This window comes from bacterium (assembly GCA_019695305.1).
In the GTDB taxonomy this organism is placed as follows: Bacteria; UBA10199; UBA10199; order UBA10199; family JAIBAG01; genus JAIBAG01.
On sequence record JAIBAG010000002.1, the window covers coordinates 41,281 to 66,063 of the forward strand.

Annotated in this window: 24 protein-coding genes and 1 tRNA gene; 19 read left to right on the plus strand and 6 right to left on the minus strand. The window is 43.4% G+C overall.

The window, feature by feature from the left end; genetic code table 11:
- Position 1 precedes the first annotated feature (1 nt).
- Genes K1X76_01695 through K1X76_01705 form a run of 3 tightly spaced genes read left to right on the plus strand, consistent with a single transcriptional unit; the run spans position 2 to position 2,720 of the window.
- Positions 2-730 carry a hydroxymethylpyrimidine/phosphomethylpyrimidine kinase gene (locus tag K1X76_01695; protein MBX7147772.1) on the plus strand — a complete coding sequence of 243 codons (729 nt, stop codon included), beginning with the start codon at positions 2-4 and terminating at the stop codon, positions 728-730.
- Complete coding sequence (locus K1X76_01700; GenBank protein MBX7147773.1) at positions 723-1,976, plus strand: M48 family metallopeptidase; 1,254 nt, start codon at positions 723-725, stop codon at positions 1,974-1,976. The genes K1X76_01695 and K1X76_01700 overlap by 8 nt, the downstream gene beginning before the upstream one ends.
- A gap of 18 nt (positions 1,977-1,994) precedes the next feature.
- Positions 1,995-2,720 (plus strand): phosphodiester glycosidase family protein, encoded by a 726-nt coding sequence (locus tag K1X76_01705; protein MBX7147774.1) that lies wholly within the window; start codon positions 1,995-1,997, stop codon positions 2,718-2,720.
- A 1-nt stretch (position 2,721) separates the two neighbouring features.
- On the opposite strand, the gene rho is transcribed toward K1X76_01705, so the two are convergent.
- From rho to sucC, 4 genes are all read right to left on the minus strand, one after another.
- Entirely contained in the window at positions 2,722-3,969 is a 1,248-nt protein-coding gene (rho, locus tag K1X76_01710) for a transcription termination factor Rho (protein ID MBX7147775.1), read from the minus strand.
- A 641-nt stretch (positions 3,970-4,610) separates the two neighbouring features.
- Complete coding sequence (ndk, locus tag K1X76_01715) at positions 4,611-5,033, minus strand: nucleoside-diphosphate kinase (GenBank protein MBX7147776.1); 423 nt, start codon at positions 5,031-5,033, stop codon at positions 4,611-4,613.
- Between the two features lie 37 nt (positions 5,034-5,070).
- Complete coding sequence (gene sucD / locus K1X76_01720; GenBank protein ID MBX7147777.1) at positions 5,071-5,940, minus strand: succinate--CoA ligase subunit alpha; 870 nt, start codon at positions 5,938-5,940, stop codon at positions 5,071-5,073.
- A gap of 1 nt (position 5,941) precedes the next feature.
- Positions 5,942-7,141: an ADP-forming succinate--CoA ligase subunit beta gene (gene sucC / locus K1X76_01725; GenBank protein ID MBX7147778.1), complete on the minus strand. Its 1,200-nt coding sequence runs from the start codon at positions 7,139-7,141 to the stop codon at positions 5,942-5,944.
- 92 nt (positions 7,142-7,233) lie between these two features.
- On the opposite strand from sucC, the gene K1X76_01730 reads away from it, so the two are divergent.
- The 16 genes from K1X76_01730 (at position 7,234) to K1X76_01805 (ending at position 23,149) form a co-directional block, all read left to right on the plus strand.
- Positions 7,234-9,207 carry a protein meaA gene (locus K1X76_01730; GenBank protein ID MBX7147779.1) on the plus strand — a complete coding sequence of 658 codons (1,974 nt, stop codon included), beginning with the start codon at positions 7,234-7,236 and terminating at the stop codon, positions 9,205-9,207.
- Between the two features lie 92 nt (positions 9,208-9,299).
- Positions 9,300-10,568, plus strand: coding sequence for a crotonyl-CoA carboxylase/reductase (ccrA, locus tag K1X76_01735; GenBank protein ID MBX7147780.1), 1,269 nt, complete (start codon positions 9,300-9,302; stop codon positions 10,566-10,568).
- 192 nt (positions 10,569-10,760) lie between these two features.
- A complete protein-coding gene (locus tag K1X76_01740; GenBank protein ID MBX7147781.1) occupies positions 10,761-11,792 on the plus strand; it encodes an L-erythro-3,5-diaminohexanoate dehydrogenase in 1,032 nt (343 codons plus the stop codon).
- A complete protein-coding gene (locus K1X76_01745) occupies positions 11,789-12,991 on the plus strand; it encodes a KamA family radical SAM protein (protein MBX7147782.1) in 1,203 nt (400 codons plus the stop codon). The genes K1X76_01740 and K1X76_01745 overlap by 4 nt, the downstream gene beginning before the upstream one ends.
- 107 nt (positions 12,992-13,098) lie before the next feature.
- Positions 13,099-14,664, plus strand: a complete 1,566-nt coding sequence (locus K1X76_01750) for a lysine 5,6-aminomutase subunit alpha (protein MBX7147783.1) — start codon at positions 13,099-13,101, stop codon at positions 14,662-14,664.
- A complete protein-coding gene (locus K1X76_01755) occupies positions 14,665-15,402 on the plus strand; it encodes a cobalamin-dependent protein (protein ID MBX7147784.1) in 738 nt (245 codons plus the stop codon).
- A gap of 5 nt (positions 15,403-15,407) precedes the next feature.
- On the plus strand, positions 15,408-15,794 hold the full coding sequence (locus tag K1X76_01760) for a 3-aminobutyryl-CoA ammonia lyase (GenBank protein ID MBX7147785.1): 387 nt from the start codon (positions 15,408-15,410) through the stop codon (positions 15,792-15,794).
- A gap of 69 nt (positions 15,795-15,863) precedes the next feature.
- The gene (locus tag K1X76_01765) at positions 15,864-16,676 is read left to right on the plus strand and encodes a 3-keto-5-aminohexanoate cleavage protein (GenBank protein MBX7147786.1); all 813 of its coding nucleotides are present in this window, start codon (positions 15,864-15,866) and stop codon (positions 16,674-16,676) included.
- Positions 16,664-17,593, plus strand: a complete 930-nt coding sequence (locus tag K1X76_01770; GenBank protein MBX7147787.1) for a hypothetical protein — start codon at positions 16,664-16,666, stop codon at positions 17,591-17,593. The genes K1X76_01765 and K1X76_01770 overlap by 13 nt, the downstream gene beginning before the upstream one ends.
- A gap of 152 nt (positions 17,594-17,745) precedes the next feature.
- Entirely contained in the window at positions 17,746-18,750 is a 1,005-nt protein-coding gene (gene gap / locus K1X76_01775; protein MBX7147788.1) for a type I glyceraldehyde-3-phosphate dehydrogenase, read from the plus strand.
- A complete protein-coding gene (locus K1X76_01780; GenBank protein MBX7147789.1) occupies positions 18,751-19,932 on the plus strand; it encodes a phosphoglycerate kinase in 1,182 nt (393 codons plus the stop codon). It begins immediately after the preceding gene.
- Positions 19,933-19,940: 8 nt separating this feature from the next.
- Positions 19,941-20,699: a triose-phosphate isomerase gene (gene tpiA / locus K1X76_01785; GenBank protein ID MBX7147790.1), complete on the plus strand. Its 759-nt coding sequence runs from the start codon at positions 19,941-19,943 to the stop codon at positions 20,697-20,699.
- A gap of 8 nt (positions 20,700-20,707) precedes the next feature.
- Positions 20,708-21,064, plus strand: a complete 357-nt coding sequence (secG, locus tag K1X76_01790) for a preprotein translocase subunit SecG (GenBank protein ID MBX7147791.1) — start codon at positions 20,708-20,710, stop codon at positions 21,062-21,064.
- 11 nt (positions 21,065-21,075) lie between these two features.
- Positions 21,076-21,157 (plus strand) — tRNA-Leu (locus K1X76_01795).
- Positions 21,158-21,236: 79 nt separating this feature from the next.
- Complete coding sequence (locus tag K1X76_01800; protein ID MBX7147792.1) at positions 21,237-22,109, plus strand: carbon-nitrogen hydrolase; 873 nt, start codon at positions 21,237-21,239, stop codon at positions 22,107-22,109.
- Positions 22,106-23,149, plus strand: coding sequence for an agmatine deiminase family protein (locus tag K1X76_01805; protein ID MBX7147793.1), 1,044 nt, complete (start codon positions 22,106-22,108; stop codon positions 23,147-23,149). Before K1X76_01800 ends, K1X76_01805 begins: the two co-directional genes overlap by 4 nt.
- A 199-nt stretch (positions 23,150-23,348) precedes the next feature.
- Here K1X76_01805 and K1X76_01810 read toward each other — a convergent pair whose 3' ends face one another.
- Both K1X76_01810 and K1X76_01815 read right to left on the minus strand, forming a co-directional pair.
- On the minus strand, positions 23,349-23,990 hold the full coding sequence (locus K1X76_01810; protein ID MBX7147794.1) for a CPBP family intramembrane metalloprotease: 642 nt from the start codon (positions 23,988-23,990) through the stop codon (positions 23,349-23,351).
- Complete coding sequence (locus K1X76_01815) at positions 23,987-24,766, minus strand: prolipoprotein diacylglyceryl transferase (GenBank protein ID MBX7147795.1); 780 nt, start codon at positions 24,764-24,766, stop codon at positions 23,987-23,989. Before K1X76_01815 ends, K1X76_01810 begins: the two co-directional genes overlap by 4 nt.
- Between the last annotated feature and the right edge of the window lie 17 nt (positions 24,767-24,783).

Below are 24,783 nucleotides of genomic sequence, written 5' to 3' on the forward strand. Positions count from 1 at the left end.
CATGAATAAAGTTCTCGTCATCGCAGGACTAGACCCCCTAGGTTATTCCGGCCTTCTTCGCGATACATCCATGATTCATCATCTTGGTTTTCAATCTGCAGCTATTGTTACAGCTCTCACCTCTCAAACCAAAACAAAATTTTATAAAGCACAGCCAGCAAACTCTACACAACTTAAAAACCAATTACGGGCTACGCTCCCATTTTCTCAATACAAAGCCATTAAACTGGGCATGTTAGGCAATGAAAAAATAGTAACAACACTTGCTAAAACACTCAAAAAAAACAAATACCCGTTTCTTGTAGCCGATCCCGTTTTTAAATCGAGCTCGGGAGGCACTCTTCTTACACCCAAAGGCATCTCTATTTTTCTCAAAAAACTTTTACCTCTGTGCCATATTTGGACTCCTAATTTACACGAGGCTTCGCTTATTTTAAAAAGACCCGTCACGTCATCGGAGCATATGTATGCCGCTCTTTTTGAATTGTACAACACCTATCACGTGCCGCTTCTGTTAAAAGGCGGGCATTTGAAGAGCAAGATTATTGATTTGTATTACGATGGAAAAGAGATCATAGAATTTCGCCATAAACGTGTTGATAAAAAAACACGTGGTACAGGTTGTGCCTTAGCCAGTTTAATAGCCGGTTTTTACGCCCAAAAACGCAATATTAAAAAAGCCGTAATAGCTGCCGAACAAAAGTTACAGGAGATTATCCGCTATGACTAGCACCACTCTTTTTTATCTCTTCCTTTTCTTTTACACCGTACATGCAGGTTGGGAACTTCTGCTAACTTATCTTAACATGCAGCATATCAAACAACACCGGCATGAGATTCCTGCTTATTTTCAAGATAAAATAGACCAACCCACTTATCAAAAAAGCATCGATTACACGCTTACCAAATCCCGTTTTGAAATTATCACTACCCTTGTCGATAGCGCAGCCCTTTGGTGCTTTTTGCTAGCTAATGGTTTAAACGAGGTTGACTATTTTTTAAGAAATTATGAACTCTCCCCACTCTTTCATTCTGTTTGCTTTATTTTTACTTTGGGGTTTTTGTCATCTATTTTAGGCTTTCCTTTTTCTCTCTATCATCATTTTGTTATCGAAAAGAGATTTGGCTTTAACAAAATGACACTTGCCACATTTGTATTAGATAAAATTAAAGCGCTGGCTCTTAGCTTAATTTTAGGAGGCCCAATCCTGTTATTGTTATTTTATTTATGGGATAAAGCCGGCTCCGCGTGGTGGGCTTATGCCTTTTTATCACTTTTTGCTTTTCAAATGCTCCTAGCTGCTATTTTTCCAACCGTATTAGCTCCGCTCTTTAATAAATTTACACCACTTCCGGATGGAGCACTAAAAGACGCCATCTACAACCTGGCTCGTAAAATTAATTTTAACATGTCGGGTATTTTTACTATCGACGGATCCAAGCGCTCCAGCCATTCCAACGCCTACTTTGCCGGCATGGGGCGCTTAAGGCGCATCGTTCTTTTTGATACTTTAGAAAAGCAGATGACGCAGGATGAAATTATTGCGGTGCTGGCCCACGAGATGGGACACAATATTAAAAAACATGTGCAAAAAAATTTAATTCTTTCTTTCATCTCCACTTTTATTTCATTTTATGTTTTATCGCTCCTTTATACCTATCCGCCCTTTTACGAAGCCTTTGCTATTACCACACCCTCTACCCACATGGCGTTAACACTCTTTGGTCTTTTTTCGGGAGCCTTTACATTTATGATCACCCCTCTCTTAACAGGACTTTCTCGCAAACACGAGTACGAAGCAGACGCTTTTTCGGTTGAAACCACGCACGATAAGCAGTCTATGATTTCTTCGCTGGTAAAACTGTCTAAGGAAAACCTCTCTAACCTCACTCCTCACCCCTGGTACAGCTTTTACCACTACTCCCACCCCACCACTTTAGAGCGTGTAAAAGCTATTGAGAAAATCCCGGTGTAAGGTTATCTTTTTAAAGCTATGGGCTTTTTGTGGCGTACCATTTTTATTTTGTTTTTATGGACTCCCCAGGTTTGGGCGGGCACTTGGCAAAATTTGGCCTTGGGTCTTAACTATCAAAAAATTGAAACTGGCGGCACAGTATTACATGCCTTTAAAATTGATCCCAATCAATACACCATTAAGCCCGTCATGGCACTACCGGGACAAATAAATTCCGTTAAAACCATGGCCGATAAAAATGCCGCCCTTTTGGTCATTAACGCCAATTTTTTTGATGAGCAAGGAAAGCCCCTGGGTCTTATAAAAAAAGACGGCCAGGTGTTAAATGCGCTAAAGAAAGTATCGTGGTGGGGCGTGATGAGCTTTGAAAAAAGTCGCATCCGTATCATCCATACCAGTGAATTTGCCGATAGCGCCAAAGTGATAAGCGCCTTACAAGCAGGCCCTCGTTTGGTTGTAAATGGTATTACGCCAAAAATAAAAGAAGAAACTAGCCCCAAAACAGCTATTGGCTTAACGCACGATCATCAGGTGGTTATAGTTGTGTCGCAATCGTTTGTGTCTATCAACAAATTGGCCGATTTATTATCGCAACCTGAAGAAAAGGGTGGATTAGGCTTGGTTGATGCACTCAATTTAGACGGCGGTTCATCCACGCAAATTTATGCCAAAATAGGAAATTTTGAACTGAGCTTACCCAGCTATGTGGAGTTGCCGTCGGGCTTGGGCGTTTTTAACCGCTAAACTACTTATTCATCGACACCAAGAAATCCGCATTATCTTCGGTGCCATGCATTTTATCGTGCAAGAATTCCATGGTATCCAGCACAGAAAGAGGATGAAGCAATTTGCGGAGTATCCAGATACGGCTTAAGGTATCTTCGGGCATGAGAAGTTCTTCTTTACGCGTGCCCGATTTGTTTACATCCATACAAGGGAAAATACGTTTTTCCATCAGTTTGCGATCGAGATGAATTTCGGAATTACCCGTTCCTTTAAATTCTTCAAAGATCACTTCATCCATGCGCGAACCGGTATCGATAAGGGCTGTAGCTACAATGGTAAGTGAGCCACCTTCTTCAATATTACGAGCCGCACCAAAGAAACGTTTGGGTTTATGAAGGGCATTGGAATCCACACCACCGGAAAGAATTTTTCCAGAAGGAGGAACCACCGTGTTATAAGCACGGGCTAAACGAGTGATGGAATCGAGCAAAATCACCACATCTTTTTTATGTTCAACTAAACGTTTTGCTTTTTCAATCACCATCTCGGCAACCTGCACGTGACGGGTAGCAGGCTCGTCGAAAGTAGAGCTGATGACTTCACCCTTTACCGAACGTTGCATGTCGGTCACTTCTTCAGGACGTTCGTCAATTAAGAGAACAATCAGGAAAGCTTCGGGATGATTGGTAGAAATGGCGTTCGCAATATTCTGCATCATCACGGTTTTGCCGGTACGCGGAGGCGCAACAATAAGACTGCGCTGACCTTTACCAATAGGAGCCAGTAAATCGATAATACGGGTGGTGTAATTATCTTTATTGAATTCGAGGTTAAATTTTTCATCGGGATACAGTGGCGTTAAGTTATCGAATAAAATTTTATCGCGCGCTTTTTCCGATTCTTCAAAGTTTACTTCTTCAACTTTTAAGAGAGCAAAGTAACGTTCGGAATCTTTGGGTGGGCGAATTTGGCCCGATACGTTATCACCGGTACGCAGGTTAAATTTGCGGATTTGCGAGGGTGACACGTAAATATCATCCGGACCCGGCAAATAGTTAAAATCGCCCGAACGTAAAAAACCAAAACCATCAGGCAAAATTTCTAAAACACCATCACCGTAAATAGCACCTTTTTGATCGGTCTGAGCTTTAAGAAGCGAGAAGATCAGCTCCTGACGCTTCATACCGGCAGCGCCTTCAATATTAAGCTCTTTAGCAAGCGAGATGAGCTCGGTAATATTCACTTCTTTTAAATCTTTAAGATACATAATGCCGCCCTTGATAAAGCTATCAAGAACAGGATGGCGACCATCGGTAGGTACAGCAGGCTTTGCCGCTAAATCTTCATCTCCAGACTCATCATCTTGAGGCAACTCGGAAGGTTTTGGGTAACGGGGTTGATCGTCCTGATGCTGACGGTAAGGAGGCATATCGCCACCATTACCGCGAGGGCCTCTATCGTCGTTACGGTAATTATTACTGCGGTATCCACCATTATCATCATCACCACCGCCACCAGCACGAGAGAAATCGTTATTTCGTTGTTGGAACTCGTTGTTGGATGAACGTCCACCTCCACCGCTTCGGCGGGGGCCTCCTCCGGAGGATCTTCTTTTAGGGGGTTCGTATTCTCTTACACGACGGGTAGGATTGGTGGGTTCACTCATATTGTTATGGATTGTTGCTCCATGATAGTCACGCGACAGGTGAAAGCTTCTCTTGATTGTTTAATTTGATTGAAGTGCACGTTGTCGGCAATGATTAGTTATTAAGTTATGAAGGAAAGATTAATTGATATAAATTGTCAAACGAATGCCTCATTATGGATAAAAAGCATCAAAGCGTCAAGGATTAATCTTAGAAAGTTCAAAAAAACAATTAAAATTAAACGTCGAACTTAGCTACAAAACTACTTGCAAACATCTGATTTATCAAAGAAATAAGCCACTTCTACCTTGGCAGTTTCTGCTGCATCCGAACCATGCACAGTATTTTTTTCAATATTCTCGGCAAAGTCCTTACGGATGGTACCTTCGGCTGCATTAGCTGGGTTAGTAGCGCCCATCAATTCACGCCACTTGGCAATAGCTCCCTCACCCTTCATGGCAAAAACAAATACAGGACCGCTGGTCATGTAGCTTACTAAAGAGCCAAAGAAAGGACGTTCTTTATGAACGGCATAAAAACCTTCGGCCTTTTTAGCATCTAATTGAAGCATACGACCCGCCACAATGGTTAAACCTGCTTTTTCAACACGAGCCAAAATTTGACCAATAACGTTTTTAGCTACACCATCTGGTTTTACAATGCCTAAAGTTGTTTCAATTGCCATAAAATCTCCTTCGTAGATGAATATTATTGTTTAAAAATTATTTAATAAGTGAAGCCAGTGTCTTGCCAATGTCTGCGGGTGAACGCGATACTTTTACACCGGCATCTTCTAATGCTGCAATTTTGCTATCGGCCGTACCTTTACCACCCGAAATAATAGCTCCGGCATGCCCCATGCGTTTTCCGGCTGGAGCAGAAATACCGGCAATAAAACCGGCCACGGGCTTTTTAACATTGGCCTTAATAAAAGCAGCCGCTTCTTCTTCGGCGGTACCACCAATTTCACCGATCATGACAATAGCTTCGGTTTCGGGATCGCGATTAAATAAATCCAAGCAGTCAATAAAGTTGGTGCCATTCACAGGATCGCCACCAATACCAATACAGGTAGATTGACCCAAGCCCAATTGGCTAGTTTGATACACAGCTTCGTATGTGAGTGTTCCGCTGCGCGATACAATGCCCACTTTTCCTTTTTTATGGATAGAGCCAGGCATAATACCAATTTTACATTCACCGGGAGTAATAATACCGGGACAGTTGGGGCCAATAAGACGCGTTTTTTTGCCCTGCATGGCTCGTTTTACTTTTACCATGTCCATCACAGGGATACCTTCGGTGATACAAACTACAAGATCGAGTTCGGCATCTACAGCTTCTAAAATAGCATCGCCAGCAAATGGAGGCGGCACATAAATAACCGAAACGGTTGCTCCCGTTTTATGCACGGCATCTTTTACCGTATCAAAAATAGGAATGCCTTCAAAATTTTGTCCACCTTTACCGGGAGTAACACCAGCCACCATTTGGGTGCCGTATTCTTTACAACCCTTGGTATGAAATTGACCGGTAGAACCGGTAATGCCTTGAGTAATAACTTTTGTATTTTTATTAACGAGTACTGACATATTACTTTAATGTAGCCACTACTTTTTTAGCAGCTTCATCCATGGTTTCGGCAGAAATAATAGGTAAACCCGAGTCGGCCAAAATTTTACGGCCTTGCTCCATATTGGTACCGAGTAAGCGAACAACAAGCGGCACTTTAAGCGACACTTCTTTAGCTGCAGCCACAATACCAGTAGCAATCACATCGCATTTCATGATGCCACCAAAGATGTTTACCAAAATGGCTTTTACGTTGGAGTCGGATAAAATAATTTTGAAAGCAGCGGTTACTTTTTCGGTTGTTGCCCCGCCACCTACATCTAAAAAGTTAGCAGGAGCACCACCGGCAAGTTTAATAATATCCATGGTTCCCATGGCGAGACCTGCACCATTCACCATACAGCCAATATTGCCTTCCAAACTGATGTAAGCTAAATCGTATTTCTTCGCTTCAATTTCGTTGGCATTTTCTTCGGATAAATCGCGCAGACCTTCGTAATCTTTGTGACGGAAGAGCGCATTGTCTTCAAAATTAATTTTGGCATCAGCAGCAAGTAAATCGCCTTCTTTAGTAACCACCAAAGGATTAATTTCTACAATGGCACAATCACCTTCTACATAAGCCCGATATAACGCGCTACAAAACTTGGTAAACTTGCCCACCAAATCGCCGGTTAAGCCCAAACCAAAAGCCAAATCGCGTCCCTGGTAAGCCTGAAAACCCACGGCAGGATCAACAACAGCCTTGAGGATTTTTTCGGGAGTTTCGGCGGCCACTTTTTCAATTTCCATACCGCCTTCACTGCTTGCCATAATAAGAACACGCGAAGTTGCTCTATCTAATAAAAGACCCAAATAATATTCTTTGGCAATATTAACACCTTCTTCAACATACAAAGTTTTTACTTCTTTGCCTTCGGGACCACTTTGGTGGGTTACAAGGATATTGCCTAAAATTTTCTCGGCAACCAGTTTAGCGTCTTCGGCACTTTTAACAACCTTCACGCCACCATCAAGCACTAATTCTTTTGTACCTTTTTTATAAACTTTACCTTTACCACGCCCGCCGGCATGAATTTGGGATTTAACAACAACAACAGGGGTTCCCAGTTCTTTGGCCGCCTTAAAAACTTCTTCGGGGTTAGTGGCTTTAATACCCCGAGGAACGGGGACACCATACTTACGGAAAACTTCTTTACCTTGATATTCGTGGATGTTCATGAGGGCTAGGTTTTTAGCAGGAAATGATGCGGTGTCAAGGAGTTAAATGATTTGACCCGGAAGTAAAAATTATATTAGAAGCATCCCCATCTATGACACAAATGGCATCCAAAAAAGATGATGTGTGGCTGATGCGCACCTATTCGGGGCACTCTACCGCTAAAAAATCCAACGAACTTTACCGCACCAACCTGGCTAAGGGCCAAACCGGCCTTTCGGTAGCGTTCGATTTACCCACTCAAACGGGTTACGATTCCGATCACCCGGTGGCTATGGCCGAAGTGGGCAAAGTAGGCGTGCCTATTTGCCACATCGATAACATGACAACTCTTTTTGACCAAATCCCTTTGGGCAAAATGAACACGTCGATGACCATTAACGCCACCGCCCCCTGGCTCCTTTCATTATATATCGCCACAGCCGAACGCCAGGGTGCTAGCCAAAGCGAACTTTCCGGCACTACACAAAACGACGTTTTAAAAGAATATCTCTCACGCGGCACCTACGTATTCCCTCCCGAACCCGCTATTAAGATGACAACCGATGTGATTAGCTACACGGTAAAAAATATCCCCAAATGGAACCCGGTAAACGTATGCCCCTATCACTTGCAGGAAGCCGGTGCCACACCTGTGCAAGAATTAGCCTACGGCTTAGCCAATGCCATCTGCTTTTTAGATGATGTAAAAAAATCCGGCAATTTGTCTCCTGAAGATTTTGAAAAATCCGTTGGTCGTATTTCGTTTTTTATGGATGCTTCCATCCGTTTTATTGAAGAAATCTGTAAAATGCGCGCCTTCAATAAATTATGGTTTGAACTGACGGGTGATCGTTACGGTGTTAAAAATCCCAAATACCGCATCTTCCGTTACGGCGTGCAGGTTAACTCGCTGGGTTTAACCGAACCACAGCCCGAAAATAACGTTCAACGTATTATTTTAGAAATGTTGGGTATTACTTTAAGTAAAAACGCCCGCGCCCGCGCTATCCAGCTGCCCTGCTGGAACGAAGCCTTGGGTCTGCCCCGCCCGTGGGATCAGCAATGGTCGCTCCGCATGCAACAGATTTTAGCTTTGGAAACTGATCTCTTGGAATACGAAGATATCTTTGAAGGCTCGCATGTGATTGAGGCCAAAACCAACGCGCTAATGGACGAAGCCAAAAAAGAACTCTCCAAAATTCTGGAATTAGGTGGCAGCGTAAAAGCGATTGATTATATGAAGAGCGCACTCGTCGCTTCTAACGCCAAACGCATCCGTGCCATTGAAGACGGTGAGACAAAAGTGGTGGGTGTTAACTGCTATAAAGAAACCGCCGAATCGCCTCTTACAGTAGATAATGGCGGTATCTTAAAAATTGATGAATCCGCGCTGCGTGATCAATTAGACTCGCTCAAATCGTTTAAAGCGAAAAGAAATAACAAAGACGTAGAAGCCGCCATTCAAAACTTAAGCGATACTGCTAAAAGCGGTGGCAACATCATGCCCGCCTCCATCGCCGCCGCAAAAGCCGGTGTTACCACCGGTGAATGGGCCGATACTTTGCGCAAAATTTTTGGTGAATACCGCGCCCCTACGGGCGTGGGTGGTGTAGGCAAGAGCCAAGGGTCTGCCGAAATTGAAAGCGTGCGCGAAAAAGTAAAAGCCTTTGAAACAAAAACAAAAGAAAAGCTGCGTATCATTGTAGGCAAACCCGGTTTGGATGGCCATTCTAACGGTGCCGAACAAATTGCCGTGCGCGCGCGTGATGTGGGCATGGAAGTGGTGTATCAAGGCATACGCTTAACCCCGCAGCAAATTGTAGACTCGGCCCTGCAGGAAGACGTGCATGTGATTGGGCTTTCTATTTTATCGGGATCGCACTTGGCTTTAATTCCGGAGCTGATGCGCCTGATGAAAGAAAAAAAAATCACTGATATCCCGGTGGTGGCCGGCGGGATTATTCCGGAAGATGACAAAAAAGAGTTGTTGAAATTGGGTGTGGCTCGTGTGTATACACCCAAGGATTTTGATTTGAATAAAATCATGAGTGAAATCGTTGATGTGTGCTTAACAGCCCATCAATAAACTAACCTAAAACAATAGTTTTGGTAAAAGAGCCTGAACGCCGGCGAGCCCCTCGAAGGACTCGTCAACCAACAGGCTCTGAGGAGAATAAAATGACGAAGGAAATCTACGAATTAGGTGAAATTCCCCCTCTGGGCGAAGTTCCCAAAAAAATGTATGCACAGGTGATCCGCCCCTCTAACTTTGGCGATCCCAATAAAGCTTTTACTTTAGAACAAGTAGATGTTCCCGAAATTTTACCCGACGAAGTGTTGGTTTATGTAATGAGCGCCGGTGTAAACTATAATAACGTATGGGCTGCCCTTGGTATTCCTATCGATGTTACCAAAAACCGCCCGAAAGACCCGTACTGGCCCGATGCCAGCGGTTACCACATTGGTGGTTCGGATGCTTCCGGTATCGTGTGGAAGATCGGTTCCAATGTTAAAAATTTAAAAGTGGGCGATGAAGTGGTTGTTCACTGTGGCCAATGGAAACAAGATGGCCCGCTTGTTAAACAAGGTAAAGATCCCATGTACGACCCCAGCTTCCGCATTTGGGGTTATGAAAATAGCTGGGGCTCCTTTGCCCAGTTTACCCGCGTGCAAGATCACCAATGCTTGCCCAAACCCAAACATTTAACCTGGGAAGCATCCAGTGCTTACATGTTAGTGGGCGCTACCGCTTACCGTATGCTTCATGGCTGGAAGGAACACTCTGTAGGTAAAGGCGATGTAGTTCTCATCTGGGGTGCTACCGGTGGTTTAGGTTCTATGGCTATCCAAATCGTTAAAGCTGCCGGCGGTATTCCCGTTGCGGTTGTGGGCGGTGAAGATAAGTTTGAATTCTGTAAAAAATTAGGTGCTGTAGGATGCATTGATCGTAAAAAATTCAACCATTGGGGTATGTTGCCTCACTGGAAAGATAACGAAAAATACAATGCCTGGGCTAGTGGTGCAAAAGCCTTTGGTAAAGCCATTTGGGAAGCTATCGGCGAAAAGAAGAGCCCCAAAATTGTGTTTGAACATCCCGGTGAAGATACCGTTCCTACCTCCATTTTTGTGTGTGACACAGGCGGTATGGTGGTGATTTGTGCCGGTACCACCGGTTACAATGCTACTATCGATTTACGTTACCACTGGATGCGTCAAAAACGTTTCCAAGGTTCGCACTTTGCTAACGATGAACAATCAATTGGATTTAACAACCTTGTATTAGAAGGAAAAGTAGATCCTTGTTTATCGAAGGTGTTTGAATTTAAAGAAACTGGTAGCTGCCACCAGTTGATGAAAGAAAACAAACACCCTCAAGGTAACATGGCTATTTTGGTGAATGCAAAAAAACAGGGATTAAAAAACCTGGAAGAATCCAGAAAAGCTTAAATCCTAACGGATAAGATGAACTAAAAAGGGACCCAACCGGGTCCCTTTTTTTATGGTCAACAGAGCAAAATCTATAATAATTTCAATTATTTAAAATAAATAAACTCTTAGGTATTCTTTTTAAAAAAATGACGCAACCCACCTTGTGTTACTATCCGCCAAAGCGCTACAATAGAAGAATACGGGGGTAATATGGTTTTAGAGCGAGGCAATCCGTGGGGACTTCATCGCGTATGCGATACTACCCCGGTTTTACCCCAAGCCGCCCTCAAGCTTAATAATGCCCTCCCGCTTTTTGATAACGAAATTTTAGTGGAGCTCGAGGCTCTTCAAATTGATTCCGCCAGTTTCCATGCTTTAGAACAAAAAGAAAAAATAGACCGAGTAGCTATTGAAACACAAGTGATGGAAATTATTTCATCACGAGGCAAAATGCATAACCCGGTAACCAATTCGGGTGGTGTATTTTTAGGAAAAGTAATTGAGGTGGGTAAAAAACATCCCGATTACGGAAAACTTAAAAAAAACGAACGCATCATTTCACTCGTCTCACTCACTCTCACCCCACTGCATCTAGAAAAAATTACCGCCGTCGATAAAAGGAAAGAACGCTTAAGTGTTACAGGCCACGCCATTTTATTTGAAACCGGTTTGTATTCTTTACTGCCAGATGATTTGCCCCAAGGTGTTGTGTTAGCCGCACTGGATGTGTGCGGTGCTCCCGCCCAAGCCAAGCGTCATGTCGGTTCGTGTGATACCGTCATGATTCTTGGACTTGGGAAAGCAGGCAAGAGTATTGCCCTTATGTGCGAACAACTGGGCGCACGCGTTCTGGGGCTTGATGCGCGTGAGGAAGCCGTCAACTGGTGCCGTCAGCATATACGCGGCACCTTTGCTAAATTGGATGTTACCAATCCCGTTCTCGTCACCAATTGGGTTTTAGAACACAACGCAGGAAAACTCGTAGACAAAGCCTTTCATGCCACTAACGTAGAATCAACCGAGATGGCCGGCATTTTACCCGTAAAAGACGGCGGCACCGCTCTCTTTTTTGGAATGGCCACAGCCTTTGGCAAAGTGGTGCTGGGGGCCGAAGGAGTTGGAAAAGATATTACGCTCTTAATGGGTAGCGGTTATGTGCCCGGACATGCCGCTCTCATGCTGGGTTTAGTACGCAATAACAAGCCCTACCGGGACTGGCTTGGGGAGAATTACGGCTTATGAACTCGATCATCCATCATAATTTATCGGCTCAAGAAACCTCCATACGCTTTGCCTGGCAACGTTTTAAACGCTGGGAACACGTAACCCCCGAACAATGGAACGACTGGAAATGGCAGTATCAAAATTTGGTAACCACGGCGGACGAATTTTTAGAACTTTTTCCTCAATTTAAAGATGAGGTTGAGGGCATTAAGTCTACGATGGGTAAGTATAAATTTACAGCCACGCCTTATTATTTAAATTTGATTGATGGCAAAAATGCTGAATGCCCCATCAAGCTGCAATCGGTACCCTCCCCGCTAGAAATGAATTTAGAACCCGGCGTAGACATGCGTGACCCGTTAGCCGAAGACGCCGATATGCCCGTGCCGGGACTAGTGCACCGCTATCCCGACCGTGTGCTGTTTCTCATTACCGAAGTATGCTCACTCTATTGCCGCTATTGCACCCGAAGACGCGTGATTTTAGAAAAAGAAAGCCATATCGACCGCAAAATTGAACGGGCCATTGAATACATTAAAAATCATCCCGAAATTCATGATGTGATCATTTCAGGGGGTGACGCCCTGGTAGTGGGCGAAAAACTCCTGGAATCGGTACTCTCTCAGCTACGCGCCATGCCGCATATTTATACGCTGCGTATTGGGTCGCGTATTCCGGTTGTATGCCCCATGCGCATCACACCCTCTTTAGTGAGCATGCTTAAAAAGTATCAGCCTCTGTATTTTATGACCCATTTTAACCATCCCTATGAGATTACCCCGGAGGCAAAAAAGGCTTGTGCCATGCTGGTAGATAATGGTATTCCCATTATGAATCAGGCAGTTTTGCTAAGAAAGATAAACAGTTGTCCGGATATTATGAGGGAGCTCTGTTATGGCCTCATCCAGATGAGAGTAAAGCCCTATTACTTGTATCAATGCGATCTCTCCGAAGGAATTGGCCATTTCCGGACACCGGTGGAAAAAGGTTTAGAAATTATGAAGAGCCTGCGCGGGCATATTTCGGGGTTGGCAATCCCCACATATGTAATTGATGCTCCGGGCGGTGGCGGAAAAATTCCTATTTTGCCCGATTATGTTGTAGGGCGCACAGGGAAGGAAATTACGTTAAAAAATTACGAAAACCAAATCTTTACCTACACCGAACCTGCCTGGACCGATTGTGAGTGTTCTACTTCTAAAGAATTTACGAAGTAGGCTCCCTTTATTTTCATTTTAAGAAAAGTACGATTCTACGATGGTGCGCTATCATCAACCATACACTAGCGAACGCACGATCGCACGAACGCACGAATGTACGAACAATGGCAAAAATTAATCTCGACCGCGACAAGGTTGACCAGTGCCGCTCTATCGCCGAACACCTGGTGCATCCTGTCCAAAAGTATATTCATCTGCATTCCACTGTTTCTATTGAGCGCTCCATTTTACGTCTCATGGGGCTCACCGGCGCCGAAGAGCTGCCCGACATGCCGCCCTACCCGCTGGCCAACATGATTTTAGATAAATTGGATAAACGCCGCCTTCCTTTAGGCATTGCAGCCTGGATGGCATCGGCTAGAAATGACCATCCCAAATTATCCATAGAAAAAATTGCCGCCAAAATTATTAATGGCGAAATTGACATCAACACACTACCCGAACCTCCCAATGCCGATATTACTAAAAAAATCTTAGCCCCCTGGGTGCAAGACGGCATTGCCCGTATTGATGCCAGCCGTAAGCATAAAGAGCGCATGCGCGGCCGTATGAACCGGGTACGTTTACCGTTACGCTATCTTATTGTTGCCACCGGCAATATTTATGAAGACGTAAAGCAAGCCGTGGCCGCTGCCGAACAAGGCGCCGATATTATTGCCGTGATTCGCTCCACCGCGCAAAGTTTACTCGATTACGTTCCCGTGGGTGCCACCACCGAAGGTTTTGGCGGCACTTACGCCACACAAGAAAATTTTCGTATCATGCGCCAGGCGCTAGATGAAGCCTCCAACCGTTTGGGCCGTTATATTAGGCTAACAAATTACTCTTCGGGATTATGTATGCCCGAAATTGCTGTAATGGGCGCACAGGAAAATTTGGATTATTTATTAAATGACTCGATGTACGGCATCCTCTTCCGCGATATCAACATGAAGCGCACATTTGTAGATCAATACTTTTCGCGCTTGGTTGTGAGCCGTGCGGGCATTATTATTCAAACAGGTGAAGATAATTATCTCACCACTGCCGAAGCTTACGAAAACCATCATCAGGTATTAGCCTCGCACTTTATTAACGAGCAATTTGCCAAAAAAGCAGGCCTGCGTGACGAACAAATTGGTTTGGGCCACGCCTTTGAAATGGACCCCGATATTGAAGACAGTTTTATTTATGAACTGGCTATGGCGCAAATGATACGTGATGTGTTTGTGCGCCATCCCATTAAGTACATGCCACCCACCCGCCACAAAACGGGCGATATTATGCAAAGCCATGTGCTGGATGCCATGTTTAACTTGATTGGTAGCGCTACCCGCCAATCGGTGCAATTATTGGGCATGGCCACCGAAGCCATTCATAACCCGTTTTTAATGGACCGCTTTGAAAGTTTAAAAAGTGCCAATTATATCTTTAAAGCAGCAGCCTCTCTTTTTGACGAATTGCAGTATAATAATAATGGAAAACTTGCACGAAGAGCTCGCACTGTTTTGGATAATACGCTAAAATATCTGGAAGATATCAACTCGATGGGCCTTATGGAATCTATCGAAAAAGGATATTTTGCCAATATGCCGCGCGCGCGTGACGGCGGCCGTGGGCTGGATGGAATTTTCCAAAAAGCCCGCAAATACTACAACCCCTTCCTGGAGCATTTGGAACCGGAGGATTAAATGAACGAACAAGTCCGCCCGTATGGTGACCGTACCGATGATGGTATGGTGCAGATGAGTTTTACTCTCCCCGTATCGGCCTCGCCCGAGGCCAAAGAAGCGGCAGCCCAACTGGTAGCTAAAATGGGCTTTGAAAAAGTGCTGGTTTGCCACATGGAGCAAATCACCAGCGGCTACACACTTTTTTACGTTTACGCCAAAACATCTCATTCCATCGACATGAGCAGTATTCATGTTCCTAAACTAGAAAATCCTGTATTGGCTTTTGATGCCATCAACTCTTTTATTGAAAAAGAAATTGGAAGAAAAATTGTAGTAATTGGCGCCTGCATTGGCTCGGATGCGCACACAGTAGGTATTGATGCCATTTTTAACATGAAGGGTTATGCGCACGATTGGGGCTTTGAACGTTATCCCATGATGGATGCTCATAATTTACGCGCACAAGTGGCTGTAGAAGATTTGTCTAAAAGAGTGGCCGAGTTAAAAGCCGATGCTGTTCTCGTATCGCGTGTTGTCACCCAGCGCGATGAACACATTACAGAAATGAAAAAATTTTTAGAGGCTTTAAGTCAAACCCCCGATGTACCACCTCATCTTATTAAAATTTGTGGTGGGCCACGCATTAGCCACGAAGAAGCTCTTAGCTGGGGTTTTGATGCAGGCTTTGGTCCCGGCACCAAGCCCTCGCATGTGGGCAGTTTTATTATTCACGAGCTTAAAAAGAGACTGGGCTAATTTTTATGAAACAAAAAAATTCTAATTCTACCAGTTTTAAAGTTCGCATCAGCCAGCAAGATGTTCATTATGGCGGCAATATTGCCAGCGGCGCTAAAGTTTTAGAATTATTTGGCGATGCCGCAACAGAACTATTAATCCGTCACGACGGTGACGAAGGTTTATTTAGAGCCTATCAATCCATAGATTTTTTAGCTCCTGTTTATGCCGGTGATTTTTTAGAGATTAGCGCTTCTATTGTGAACGAAGGTACTACATCGCGTGATATGGATTTTACGGCTAAAAAAATTATTGAAGGCTCCCGCGACGAGAAAAAACCGTCTAAAGCAACCTTGTTAAAAGAACCCATCATTGTGGCCAAGGCCAAGGGAACTTGTGTTGTGAAGAAGTGAATAGTGGATAGTGTATAGTTGATGGTAAAAAAGTTTACTATCCACCATTCACTATCCACCATCCACCATATGCATCCTCTTCTTATTACCGTTGCTGGCGTTGGCGCCGAACTCACTAAAAAAGACACCCCCTATTTACCGTCAACTCCTAACGCTATTATTGAAGAAGCTCTCCGTATTGAACAAGCCGGAGCGCATATTTTTCATCTGCATATTAGAGATCAAAAAGGAAAACCTACGCTCGATTTAAAACTGGCAAAAAAGGTGGTAACCGAAATACGTAAAAAAACTGATCTTATTATTCAAATATCCACGGGCGGATCTATTAACGACTCTTACAAAAAAAGAATAAAAATTTTAGATGTAAAACCCGATATGGCCTCGCTCACGCTGGGCAGTGTTAATTTTGGAACTGATGTGTTTTTAAACCCCCTGCCCTTTATTGAAAAACTGGCCGCCACCATGAAAAAGAAGCGCATTGTGCCCGAACTTGAAATTTTTGACGTGGGCATGGTAGACACAGCTTATCATCTTATTAAAAAAGAACTCCTTAAACCGCCCTATCATTTTAACATTATTTTAGGAGGACCCGGCTGGCTTGCCGCCAGCGTCCAAAATTTAGATTATATTATTCAAAAGTTGCCACAACCGTGCACCTGGTCGGCCTCGGGTGTAGGAAAAAACCAATTGCCCATGATTGAGTACGCTATCAAAAACGGCGGACATGTGCGGACAGGGTTAGAAGATAATATTTATCTCAAAAAAGGCGTTCTTGCCAAAGGGAATGCCGAGCTGGTAGAACAGGTTCTGGTTTTAGCTCAACACTATAAACGGCACATAGCCACCCAAATAGAGGCCAAATACACACTATGTCAGGCATAGGCGTTATATTAAATCCGCATTCCAAGCGTTACAAAAAAGATCCCGACAAAGCAAAAAACATGTCGTTTATTGTGGGCGACCGCGCCTCATGTCACGCCACCGAAACAATAGACGATTTAAAACGCACAGCACGCGAATTTAAAGAACGCGATGTAGATGTTTTGGCCATTTCTGGCGGCGACGGCACCATTCATTGCACGCTCACCACTTTTATTCACGAATATGGCGATAAGCCGCTACCCCGTGTGGCTTTACTCCGCGGTGGCACTCTTAATACTATTGCGGCCACCATGGGAGTTAAAGGCACACCCGAAAGTATTTTGTCGTCGGTACTTGTCAAATATCACGAGAACGTTCCCTTTAAAACACGCGAGTTACAGCTGATGAAAATTAACGACAAATTTGGATGTATCTTTGGCATGGGTGTTATTTATAATTTTATGGCCGATTATTATTCCAAAGGTTCGCTCTCGCCCGTAGGTGCCGCTAAAACATTGGTGCGCGCCATCGGTTCGGCGCTTATCAACGGCGCCTTTGCTCGTAAAATGTTTGATCGTTTTGATGCGGAGGTAACTGTTAACGGTAAAAAATGGCCTTTTGCCAATTATTCGGCCTTGTATTCGGGCTCCATCAATCAATTGGGTTTAGATTTTAGAGTTTTTTACTTGGTAGATGAAGTTCCAGACATTTTTCATGCTATTGGTTTTTCACTCCCCCCGCGCAGCGTGCTTAATTACGTGCCTAAAATGAAAATGGGAAAACCCGCTGGCTGTCCAAATTTAATAGAAGAACCAGCTAAAGAAATGCTGATAAAACTTGCTAAACCTCTTCCTTACACCATTGACGGCGATATGTTAGCGCCTGAAGATACTTTTCATTTAACAGTGGGGCCTAAAGTAACTATTTTGGTTAGTTAAACCACCCTAATTTTTTCTTGCTAGACCCCCCGTAATTTGTTACTCGCGATTTATTCCTTTGGTTCATTTTTTAACCCCCTTGCTCACGGTTTGGGGATAAGATCATGTAACATCTGACTGGCGTCAGATTAACATGATCTAAGGAGAAAAAAATGTCTTTGAAAATCGGTATCAATGGTTTTGGCCGTATCGGCCGTTCTGTCATGCGGGCTCTTATTGCCCGTAATTTTCCGCTAGAAGTAGCGGTCATTAACGAATTGGGCAATATCCCCACCAACGCTCACTTGTTAAAATACGATTCCGTCCACGGCACACTGGCCAATAACATTAAAGCCGATGGCGATAGCATTTTAATTGATGACCGTCGCATTAAAGTAACCGCCCATAAAAATCCTGAAGAAATCCCCTGGGGCGCTCACGGTGTAGATTTAGTAATGGAATGCACCGGTTTTTTTACCGATAAAGCTAAAGCCGGCCTTCATTTAAAAGGTGGCGCTAAAAAAGTTCTTATTTCGGCTCCTTCTAAAGATCCCGACATTACTTTGGCCTTTGGCATTAACCACACTTTGTATAATGCTAACGAACATCATGTTATTTCTAACGCTTCGTGTACTACAAACTGTTTGGCTCCTTTAGCAAAAGCCATTCACGAAGTTTTTGGTATTGAATCGGGTTTAGTAACCACCATTCACTCGTATACAAATGATCAAAAAATATTAGATGTATCACACGAAGATTTACGTCGTGCCCGTGCCGCTAATTTATCGCAAATACCTACCAAAACAGGTGCCGCTCAGGCTGTAGGGTTGGTATTGCCAGATTTAAAAGGTAAAATTGATGGTATGGCCGTGCGCGTCCCTACTGCCAATGTATCGTGTGTAGATTTAGTATGTAATCTTAAAAACGGAACCACCGCTAAAGATGTGAATGCCGCATTAAAACAGGCCAGCGAAACAAGCTTAAAAGGTGTTTTGGGTTATTCCGATTTACCTCTTGTATCCATCGATTACAACGGCAACCCGCTATCCTCAATTGTAGACGGCTTATCCACCAAAATGATTGGCGATAAACTTTTAAAAGTATTGTCGTGGTACGATAACGAAACCGGCTTCTCTCACCGCATGGTGGATGTGGCTTCTTTTATTTTAAAACGCTAAATGCACAGCTATAAGGTTATCAATCAGTTCGATTTAAAAAACAAAAAAGTTTTTATTAGAACCGATTTTAACGTTCCCCTAACCGATGGCGTGATAGCCGACGACTCGCGCATTCGCGAAACATTACCCACCATTAAATACGCTATCGAGCAAAAAGCGGTTGTTATTTTGGCGTCTCACATGGGAAGGCCCAAGGGCGAAAAAAATCCAAAATATTCACTGTTGCCTGTTGCCCAAAAACTAAGAGATTTGCTGGAATGCGAAATTATTTTCCCCGAGGAATGCATTGGAAGTGGCGTTAAAAAATTAATTCAGGAAGCTAAAGAAGGCAGCGTTATTTTACTTGAAAATCTGCGATTCCATCCCGAAGAAGAAAAGAACGATCCCATATTTAGTGAAAAACTATCTGAGCTGGCTGACATTTACATTAACGATGCTTTTGGTGCCATCCATCGCGCGCACGCCTCTATTGACGGCATGCTCAAACATTTTAAGGAAAAGGGAATTGGGTTTTTAGTTGAAAAAGAGCTCCAGTTTTTAACCAAATTGGTAGAAAATCCCGAAAAACCCTTTGTGGCTGTATTAGGTGGCGCAAAAGTTTCCGATAAAATTGACGTAATTGATAGCCTGATGAATCACGTGAGCGGCTTTATTATTGGTGGCGGTATGGCCTACACTTTTTTAAAAGCCCAAGGCCACAATATTGGCAAATCACTTGTAGAAGAAACTAAAATTCATCAGGCCGAAAAAATTTTACAACGTGCCAAAATTAAGGGCATTGAAATAACACTTCCCTGCGATTCTGTTTTAGCCGATAAATTTGAAGCTACAGCCTCCCGTAAAACGGCCAAAGTAGGAGAAAACTGGGACAACTGGATGGCACTTGATATTGGTCCCGATTCCATCAAGCTTTTTGGCGAAAAATTAAAAACAGCCAAAACCATTTTTTGGAATGGCCCCATGGGTGTTTTTGAAATGTATGCCTTCCAAACCGGCACCTTTGAAATGGCACGTATGATTTCTGAAAGTGATGCCATTAGCGTTGCCGGCGGCGGCGATTCGGCAGCCGCTGTTAATTTATCGGGGCATGCCGGAGATTTTAGCTTTATCTCAACAGGTGGTGGTGCCTCCATGGAATTTTTAGAAGGAAAAACATTGCCGGGGCTCAAAGCTCTGTTATAACACTTTTTATGCGTAAACCACTATTAGCCGGCAATTGGAAAATGAATTTGGGCATTGAAGACTCGCTCAAATTTGTGATGCGTTTTTTACGAGCACTTCCCAACCACGTTAAACCCGATATTGTTATTTGCCCTCCCGCTACCTCACTGTACACCGTGTCGGTAGCCCTGTCGGAGCAAAACCGCGTGGTGTTGGGAGCTCAAAATTGTCATTGGGAAGAAAGCGGTGCTTTTACCGGCGAAATAAGTCCGGCTTTTTTAAGTGAATTGGAATGTAAATATGTCATCATTGGCCATTCCGAGCGCCGCCAGTATTTTTTAGAAACCAATGACATCCTCAATAAAAAATTAGCAGCCGCTTTGAAATCGGGCCTAATTCCCATTTACTGTATTGGCGAAACCTTAGACGAGCGCAAGGCCGAGAAAACTTTGGCTGTAATAGAAAAACAGTTGGCCGAAGGCTTGGGAAGTCTAAATTTTACCGGTCAAAACCTAGTCTTAGCCTACGAGCCCGTTTGGGCTATAGGCACGGGCCAGGTAGCTACCCCCGAACAGGCCGAAGAAGTGCATGTTTTTATTAGAGAATGGGTCAAAAAAAATAAGTCATCCGAGCTTGCATCTCATTTAAGAATTTTATATGGTGGCTCGGTTAAACCCGATAACATCCGTCAATTGATGGATAAGCCCAATATTGATGGCGCCTTGGTGGGCGGGGCATCGTTATCGGTGGAGTCTTTTTTAGAACTCGTTAGTTTGGACAAGGATTAAGTATGAGCATGTTACAGTCGTTTGAGCCTCTTATTTTAGGTTTTCATTTCATTTTGTGCATTTTTTTAATTATCACCATTTTACTGCAAGCCGGTAAAGGGGCCGATATTGGGGCCGCTTTTGGAGCCGGCAGCTCACAAACTTTATTTGGCGCTCGTGGCGCCGCTACTTTTTTATCCAAAATGACGGCTATTGCAGCCATTTTGTTTTTAGTAACTTCTCTTACCTTATCGGGCATTCATAAAAACCGCTCCCTTAACGGTTTAGACATTTCAATGCCCGAAACACCAGCGGCCGATACCAATGCCGCACCCAAGGAAGAACCAAAAGCTAGCGAAACAAAACCCGAGGATAAAAAAGAATAATTTTTTTAAAAGCCCAGGTGGTGGAATTGGTATACACGTGCGTTTAAGGGGCGTATGGGGAAACCCTTGCGGGTTCGAGTCCCGCCCTGGGCATATGCAGGTGGATGGTGGATAGTGAATGGTGGATAGCAAGTCTTTCCATCCACTACCCACCATCCACCATCCACTCTCTATGACTTCATCCACAGTCACATTAGGCTTAGTACAGATGAATTGCTCGGCAAACCCCGAGGAAAACCTCAATAAGGCCATTATTAATATTGAAAAACTAGCCGATGCCGGATCACAAATTATTGCATTGCAAGAACTCTTTGGCAGCCTTTATTTTTGCCAAGAAAATAAGGACGATTATTTTAAACTCGCCTCCCCTATTCCGGGTAAAGTAAGTGATGCGCTGTCATTAGTGGCTAAAAAGAAAAACATTGTGCTGGTAGCCTCTCTCTACGAAAACGATAACAATCAGTATTACAACACAGCCGTTATTTTTGATGCCGACGGCACACTTAAAACCAAATATCGCAAGTTGCACATTCCGGACGATTTAAAAAATCATTATTCCGAACTTTATTATTTTAAACCTGGCAACTTGCCGCTTCAAGCAACGCAAACCAAGTATGGCAAAATTGGTGTGCTTGTCTGCTGGGACCAATGGTATCCCGAACCGGCCCGTGCCTTGGCCGCAGATGGTGCTCAAATCATTTTTTATCCCACCGCTATCGGCTGGCCTCGCAAAGAACGAGAACAGGCCATTGGAAAAGCCGAATTTGAGGCCTGGGTTACCATGCAACGCTCGCATGCCATTGCTAACGGCGTTTTTGTAGCCGCCATCAACCGCGTGGGTCATGAAGATAATCTTAATTTTTGGGGTGGTTCTTTTGTAAGCGGTCCCTTTGGTGTGATTCAGCAACAATTAGGGCATGATGAAGAAGCCAACCTCATGGTTAAAATTGATTTGAATGAATCGGATACGGTTAAAAAGGACTGGCCCTTTTTAAATTGCCGTCGTTTCAAATTAAACTCTCCCGGAGTATTTAAAGACTCATGAGCACTCCTGCATCCTTAGGCTACCACATGCCCGCCGAATGGGAACTTCATGAAGGAACCTGGATATCGTGGCCCCATAACGAAAACTCATTCCCTGGAAAAATTCATTTCATTTCAAAGTTTTGGGTGGCTATTGCTAAAAACTTACATGAACACGAAAACATCCATATAAATGTAAAAGATAAGGAGATGGAAACAAGCATTAAAACCTTACTTCAAGCCCAAAATGTGGACATGAATAAAATTTTTCTGCACCCCTTTGAAACCAACGATTGCTGGGCTCGCGATCATGGTCCAATTTTTATTGTTAGAAACAAGGACAACAAAAGAGAACTGGCGCTCACCGACTGGGAATTTAACATGTGGGGCGGTAAATACCCGCCTTGGGATTTAGATAACCAGATTCCTCAAAAAATAGCGAAGCTTTACAATATCCCCTCTTTCAGCCCCAAAATTGTGCTGGAAGGTGGATCTATTGATGTAAACGGCGCGGGTTGTTTACTAACCACCAAAACCTGCCTGTTAAACAAAAACCGTAACCCACACTTAAGCCAGGTTCAAATTGAACAATATTTAAAAGATTATTTGGGTGTAAAAAAGATTTTATGGCTAGGCGACGGCATTGCTGGTGACGACACCGACGGCCATGTAGACGATATCACGCGCTTTGTAGCCGCCGATACCATAGTGACGGCCATTGAAAACGATCCCAAAGACGACAACTTTAAACCTCTTCAGAAAAATTTGGAGCTCTTAAAAACATTTACCGATACCGAGGGCAAACCGTTCAAGATTATCACCATCCCCATGCCCAAGGGCCAATATGAAGGCGACACACGCATGCCGGCCAGCTATCTCAACTTTTATATTGGTAACGGCGCTGTTTTAGTACCTACATTTAACGATCCTAATGATCAGGTGGCCTTAGATACTCTTCAAAAGCTCTTCCCAACCCGTAAAATTGTGGGCGTGTATGCTTACGATTTAGTATGGGGTTTTGGGGCTTTTCATTGCATTACGCAGCAGCAACCAAAACTCTAAAAATTCCAATCCAAACTCAACTCTCCCTCACTCTTCTTTTTCAGCCATAGTGATTTTTTATTTTTTCTAAAAGTATACGGTCCACCTCTAAGTCCCCACCCTTCCATCTAAAGTCATTGGGTCAGAACTTGTGGGGACGTAATATAATAGAGACCATTAGACTTTTAGAAAAAATAAAAAATCACTCTGGCTGAAAAAGTTAACGCAAATAAGCCCAATAAGCCCATTGTGCAAACACATTGCATGCCGCATGAAACAAAACAGAGGCCCAGATGGTTTTTGTTTTTTCAAACAACCACCCAAATAACAAGGAAGGAAAAAAGATAAGAATATGCCACCACTGAATAGTAATAATACTATGAGATAATGCAAAAATAAGACTGGTAACAGGCAATGCTAAGCCCACAGGAACGCCTATAATAGGGCGCCGCAAGGTAAAAACCCCGTTTAATTTATTTTGCAAAAACCCTCTAAAAAAGAATTCTTCCGGCAAACCTACCACAATCAATTGATAAAAAATAAACTCACCCAAGCGGGGCACAGCCTTCCCTGTATAGCCATTTCCCAAAAAATGCTGGTATCCATGATTAACCACAACAGCAATGGGAAAAATAATAAGAGAAACAATAAAAAACCACTTAAACGCGCTAAAAAGTTTTTTGGTATCCAGCACATCATATTGAGAGCGATCCTTATTTTGAAGGGCAATCACCAAAGGGGCGTACAACAAAATAACCGCCGTAAACACGGCTTTATTAGCCACCACAAAAGAAAGAGGAATAAAATCGAGGGTCTTAATTAAGGCAATAACTACAAACCAGATGAAAACTAATTTTTTCATTGTTGCACATTAAAGCTTTCGGAATGGGTATGAATTTTATGATACCGCCTTAGAAGTAACGCCAACATCCCTACAATACTTAAAAAAACAAGACTGGTAATTTGAGATGTAGAAAGCATGCCGTTTAAATACACGCCCCTATCCGTATCGCCACGCAGATATTCAATCAAAAAGCGCATGATGGGGTAAGCTGTGAAAAATACCAACGCCAACCAACCGTCTGTTTTTTTCCGTTTGTCCACCCAATGCAAAATAAGAAACGTGATAATAGCATTACACATGTCGTAAATTTGAGTAGCATGCAGCGCGATACCTGGAAAATCATGTCCTGCATCGCTTGCTGGATTATTAAAAACAAGGTGAAGAGGAAAATGTGTGGGCTTTCCATAGCAGCATCCAGCGCCAATACAACCCACGCGTACAAAAAACACAATAATGGGACCAGCAAAAGCAATGAGATCAACATACTTAAGAAGTGGCAATTTTTTAAGCTTTACATATATAATGGTAGTAAGCGCCAAACCAATAAAAACACCATAGCCAACAAAACCACCCTGCCAAAAATAAAAAACACGGATGGGATCCTCCCAATAATAACCTGGGTATTCGAAAAAAATATGAAATAAACGGGCCCCAATCACACCAAAAATAGTGCCATAAAGTGAAAGGTCGAGAACAGCAATTTGCGAAAGTCCTCTTTTGGGTGCCAGGTAATAAATATAAAAGGTTGCAGCCAATGAGGCCACCATCACCATAAAAAAGAAAGTGGGGATCACAACGGTTTTATAATTGA

What these genes read in the sequence shown, in the direction of transcription:
- K1X76_01695 (MBX7147772.1), top strand. Translation starts at nt 2, where the DNA reads ATGAATAAAGTTCTCGTCATCGCAGGACTAGACCCCCTAGGTTATTCC.
- K1X76_01700 (MBX7147773.1), top strand. Translation starts at nt 723, where the DNA reads ATGACTAGCACCACTCTTTTTTATCTCTTCCTTTTCTTTTACACCGTA.
- K1X76_01705 (MBX7147774.1), top strand. Translation starts at nt 1,995, where the DNA reads ATGGGCTTTTTGTGGCGTACCATTTTTATTTTGTTTTTATGGACTCCC.
- rho (MBX7147775.1), bottom strand. Translation starts at nt 3,969, where the DNA reads ATGTATCTTAAAGATTTAAAAGAAGTGAATATTACCGAGCTCATCTCG.
- ndk (MBX7147776.1), bottom strand. Translation starts at nt 5,033, where the DNA reads ATGGCAATTGAAACAACTTTAGGCATTGTAAAACCAGATGGTGTAGCT.
- sucD (MBX7147777.1), bottom strand. Translation starts at nt 5,940, where the DNA reads ATGTCAGTACTCGTTAATAAAAATACAAAAGTTATTACTCAAGGCATT.
- sucC (MBX7147778.1), bottom strand. Translation starts at nt 7,141, where the DNA reads ATGAACATCCACGAATATCAAGGTAAAGAAGTTTTCCGTAAGTATGGT.
- K1X76_01730 (MBX7147779.1), top strand. Translation starts at nt 7,234, where the DNA reads ATGACACAAATGGCATCCAAAAAAGATGATGTGTGGCTGATGCGCACC.
- ccrA (MBX7147780.1), top strand. Translation starts at nt 9,300, where the DNA reads ATGACGAAGGAAATCTACGAATTAGGTGAAATTCCCCCTCTGGGCGAA.
- K1X76_01740 (MBX7147781.1), top strand. Translation starts at nt 10,761, where the DNA reads ATGGTTTTAGAGCGAGGCAATCCGTGGGGACTTCATCGCGTATGCGAT.
- K1X76_01745 (MBX7147782.1), top strand. Translation starts at nt 11,789, where the DNA reads ATGAACTCGATCATCCATCATAATTTATCGGCTCAAGAAACCTCCATA.
- K1X76_01750 (MBX7147783.1), top strand. Translation starts at nt 13,099, where the DNA reads ATGGCAAAAATTAATCTCGACCGCGACAAGGTTGACCAGTGCCGCTCT.
- K1X76_01755 (MBX7147784.1), top strand. Translation starts at nt 14,665, where the DNA reads ATGAACGAACAAGTCCGCCCGTATGGTGACCGTACCGATGATGGTATG.
- K1X76_01760 (MBX7147785.1), top strand. Translation starts at nt 15,408, where the DNA reads ATGAAACAAAAAAATTCTAATTCTACCAGTTTTAAAGTTCGCATCAGC.
- K1X76_01765 (MBX7147786.1), top strand. Translation starts at nt 15,864, where the DNA reads ATGCATCCTCTTCTTATTACCGTTGCTGGCGTTGGCGCCGAACTCACT.
- K1X76_01770 (MBX7147787.1), top strand. Translation starts at nt 16,664, where the DNA reads ATGTCAGGCATAGGCGTTATATTAAATCCGCATTCCAAGCGTTACAAA.
- gap (MBX7147788.1), top strand. Translation starts at nt 17,746, where the DNA reads ATGTCTTTGAAAATCGGTATCAATGGTTTTGGCCGTATCGGCCGTTCT.
- K1X76_01780 (MBX7147789.1), top strand. Translation starts at nt 18,751, where the DNA reads ATGCACAGCTATAAGGTTATCAATCAGTTCGATTTAAAAAACAAAAAA.
- tpiA (MBX7147790.1), top strand. Translation starts at nt 19,941, where the DNA reads ATGCGTAAACCACTATTAGCCGGCAATTGGAAAATGAATTTGGGCATT.
- secG (MBX7147791.1), top strand. Translation starts at nt 20,708, where the DNA reads ATGTTACAGTCGTTTGAGCCTCTTATTTTAGGTTTTCATTTCATTTTG.
- K1X76_01800 (MBX7147792.1), top strand. Translation starts at nt 21,237, where the DNA reads ATGACTTCATCCACAGTCACATTAGGCTTAGTACAGATGAATTGCTCG.
- K1X76_01805 (MBX7147793.1), top strand. Translation starts at nt 22,106, where the DNA reads ATGAGCACTCCTGCATCCTTAGGCTACCACATGCCCGCCGAATGGGAA.
- K1X76_01810 (MBX7147794.1), bottom strand. Translation starts at nt 23,990, where the DNA reads ATGAAAAAATTAGTTTTCATCTGGTTTGTAGTTATTGCCTTAATTAAG.